The organism is Puniceispirillum sp. (SeqCode), assembly GCF_965657105.1.
In the GTDB taxonomy this organism is placed as follows: Bacteria; Pseudomonadota; Alphaproteobacteria; order Puniceispirillales; family Puniceispirillaceae; genus Puniceispirillum.
Genome location: NZ_CBFHNB010000104.1, coordinates 1 through 3,062, shown reverse-complemented (window position 1 = coordinate 3,062; position 3,062 = coordinate 1). Strand labels below are relative to the sequence as shown.

5 protein-coding genes and 1 pseudogene are annotated in these 3,062 nt (G+C 46.9%); 4 read left to right on the top strand and 2 right to left on the bottom strand.

Annotated elements, in window-relative coordinates:
- On the top strand, window positions 1–326 hold a 326-nt coding region (locus ACTF7Q_RS10415; protein WP_438997767.1), incomplete at its 5' end, for an EamA family transporter.
- Window positions 327–332: 6 nt separating this feature from the next.
- Here the strand turns inward: ACTF7Q_RS10415 and ACTF7Q_RS10410 are convergent.
- On the bottom strand, window positions 333–770 hold the full coding sequence (locus tag ACTF7Q_RS10410; RefSeq protein WP_438997766.1) for a DUF3429 domain-containing protein: 438 nt from the start codon (window positions 768–770) through the stop codon (window positions 333–335).
- 31 nt (window positions 771–801) lie between these two features.
- A complete protein-coding gene (locus ACTF7Q_RS10405) occupies window positions 802–1,683 on the bottom strand; it encodes a DMT family transporter (RefSeq protein WP_438997765.1) in 882 nt (293 codons plus the stop codon).
- A gap of 279 nt (window positions 1,684–1,962) precedes the next feature.
- Between ACTF7Q_RS10405 and ACTF7Q_RS10400 the strand changes: the two genes are divergently transcribed.
- The 3 genes and pseudogenes from ACTF7Q_RS10400 to ACTF7Q_RS10390 all read left to right on the top strand — a co-directional run.
- A complete protein-coding gene (locus ACTF7Q_RS10400; RefSeq protein WP_438997764.1) occupies window positions 1,963–2,328 on the top strand; it encodes an NADH-quinone oxidoreductase subunit A in 366 nt (121 codons plus the stop codon).
- Window positions 2,319–2,867: a NuoB/complex I 20 kDa subunit family protein gene (locus ACTF7Q_RS10395; RefSeq protein ID WP_438997763.1), complete on the top strand. Its 549-nt coding sequence runs from the start codon at window positions 2,319–2,321 to the stop codon at window positions 2,865–2,867. Before ACTF7Q_RS10400 ends, ACTF7Q_RS10395 begins: the two co-directional genes overlap by 10 nt.
- Window positions 2,868–2,878: 11 nt before the next feature.
- A pseudogene (locus ACTF7Q_RS10390) lies at window positions 2,879–3,062 on the top strand (NADH-quinone oxidoreductase subunit C); the annotation flags it as partial.

Sequence of the window (3,062 nt, the reverse complement as noted above, 5' to 3'; positions counted from 1 at the left end):
CTAGCTGGGGTATGCTTTATGGTGCATGCTATCTGGGCATTTTTTCGGCGATCCGCGGGCAGGCTTTTGTCATTGAGGCAACGCCTGTCTATGTGGGCAGCCTGATCTGGTTAGCGCTGATTTCATCGGTATTTACATTTAGTGCCTTTTTAATGTTGATTGGTCGTATCGGGGCTGGGCGTACAGGCTATGCAACTGTCATTTTTCCGGTTTTTGCCTTGTTGATTTCGACGTTTTTTGAGTCTTACATATGGACGTGGTTCTCGTTAAGTGGGCTGGCCTTGGTGGTTATTGGCAATGTCATCATGGTGCGTTCACGAGACTAGGGATATTTAGGCCAGAATCATAGATGACAGGAAAATAACAGCACCAGCCGTTAATCCATGTCGCAGTCGCATATACCATGCTGGAATCAAGCCCTTTAAAAACGCCTGACGGTCAACCGACCAGGCAAGTCCGTAAAGCGGAATCAGGCTGAGAAGCCTCAATTCAACATCAAAAACCAGTAAAGTTGCCCATGCCAGCAAGGCTGGGGTGATTGACCAGATATACCATGCTGTATGACGGTTATCCTGCATCGCCAGTCCCCAGTGGACAGCACCCAGAAATGACAGAATGATTGCCGCATAGGTGGTGCCACCCAGCAAGCCATATAAGACCAGAACCGAAATACCGCTATGCGCGCCAATTGCGGCTATACCAAAAGGTATCACACCAGCCCAGCCTAGGAATAAAGGCACTTGTGGTATAATTTCAGACTTATCATTCATCAGATGAAGGCTCCGGTTAGAAAATATTCCGTCATTGAGGTGATCTGCTAGGCAGTGCCTTACGCGTAAATATTGTCATCATGATAACGGCAAGCATAACTGTCACACCACCAATGATTTCCATTAGGCTAAGTGCTTCTCCAAGAAAAAGCCACGGCCAGATTGGGCCAAGAACGCTTTCAATAAGAACGAGCAAGCTTACCTCTGCGGCAGGGACGTAGCTGGCGCCCCAGGTCACGAAGGCAATGCCGATACCAATGGTGAAGGCGCCCATGAACAATATGATGCCAAGATCATGGGGAGTAACCTGCAGACCCTTGCCCGATACTAGACTTGCAATAAAACCTATAAATAAAGCAAAAACGCCACCAAGAAATGTACCACCAAGAACATCTTGCTTGCGGCTGCGGCGCGCCAGAACCAGCATCACGGCAAAGCACAGGGCTGAAACAAGTGCCAACAGATTACCGCTGGTACGTCCCATCTCAATCCCATCTCCAATCATTAGGCCGACACCAAATATGGCGCCAAGCATGGCAAGCCATGTGACTGGATGCGGTTTTTCGCCAATCCAGATCCAGCCAATGATTGCTGCCATAAAGGGTGCAATCGTTAAAATGAACAAAGTTGAAGCAACCGACGTTAACAGCATCGAAAAGACATAGGTTGCAAACGCGATTGATAACATCGCGCCCATGGCAGCATCATGCCGGTCAAGCTTGCGCAGAAAATGACCAAAGCTGACATGGCGGCGCAAACAGCAAACCAAGGCAACCATGGCGCATAGACTTATCGATCGATACATCAAAATCTGAAAGCCGTCAGCAGCTTCGATCAGACGCATACATAAACCGACAAAGCTCATACATGAGCCACCTAGAAGAACTAATAACATGGCTGACTGTTTTTGCATGAACGCTCTCTTTACACTACTCACATCTGCTTATCACCGGACAGCTGCTTTTCCAATGGAAATGCAAAAACAACTATGCATTTTATATTTAGTCTAGAGGTAAATATCTGGACAGTTTGATGCGAATTTATCCGCTTTATTGCGAATGCAAGTCGTTATTATGTGCAGAATGCTTTAATGCGCTGTCTAATTGCAAAAAAAGCCAGATGATGCTTGCTTTTACGCGGACGCTGACTTATTTCAAGGGCATTAGTTTCATCGTTTCTGCGGGAGAAAAAAGTGTCTGAATTTCTTTCCGAGTATCTGCCCATAGCTGTATTCTTTGCTATTGCTGTAGGTTTGTCTGCGGCCTTTGTCTTAACAGCATTCGTTTTTGGAACGCAGCGCCCCGATGAAGAAAAAATGACAGCCTATGAATGCGGATTTGACGCATTTGATGACTCACGTCGTCAGTTTGATGTGCGCTTTTATCTTGTGGCTATTCTATTTATCATTTTTGATCTTGAGGTTGCATTCCTGTTTCCGTGGGCGGTGTCGCTGGGCGGCATCGGCATGTTCGGTTTCTGGTCAATGATGATTTTCCTTGGCGTTTTGACAATTGGATTTATCTACGAATGGAAAAAAGGAGCGTTAGAATGGGAGTAATCGATCCGTATAATGCGCCACCGATTCCACCCGGGGCCGATCAGGACACTATTCTCAAAGCTGTTGGTGATGAAATTACCAATCGTGGCTTTGTGATTGCAAAAGCTGATAAGCTATTCAATTGGGCGCGCTCAGGTTCGCTTTGGCCGATGACTTTTGGCCTGGCCTGTTGTGCTGTCGAGATGATGCATTCAGCGTCTAGCCGATATGACATGGACCGCTACGGTATGTTGTTCCGCCCAAGCCCACGCCAATCAGATGTGATGATTGTTGCGGGTACGCTGACCAATAAAATGGCACCGGCCTTGCGACGAGTATATGATCAGATGCCTGAGCCTCGCTGGGTTCTTTCGATGGGTTCATGCGCTAATGGCGGCGGCTATTATCATTACTCATATGCCGTTGTCCGGGGATGTGACCGCATTGTTCCGGTTGACGTATATGTCCCGGGATGTCCGCCAACTGCCGAAGCGTTGATTTACGGGCTTTTGCAATTACAAAAGAAAATCCGCCGTACAGCTACCATTGCTAGAACTTAGGGCCATTCAGAATGAACGACATTGAACAGACTAACGATGCTACCAGCGACGTTTTTGCTGAAACACCATTATCTACGATGGTAAATTATGTGCGTGAAATTCTGGCAGATATTTGTGAAAGCGTAGTCGCAACCAATTATGAAGTGCTTGTGCGAATAAACTCGCAGGATATCACATCGGTTTTAACAAAATTAC

What these genes read in the sequence shown, in the direction of transcription:
- ACTF7Q_RS10410 (WP_438997766.1), bottom strand. Translation starts at nt 770, where the DNA reads ATGAATGATAAGTCTGAAATTATACCACAAGTGCCTTTATTCCTAGGC.
- ACTF7Q_RS10405 (WP_438997765.1), bottom strand. Translation starts at nt 1,683, where the DNA reads ATGCAAAAACAGTCAGCCATGTTATTAGTTCTTCTAGGTGGCTCATGT.
- ACTF7Q_RS10395 (WP_438997763.1), top strand. Translation starts at nt 2,319, where the DNA reads ATGGGAGTAATCGATCCGTATAATGCGCCACCGATTCCACCCGGGGCC.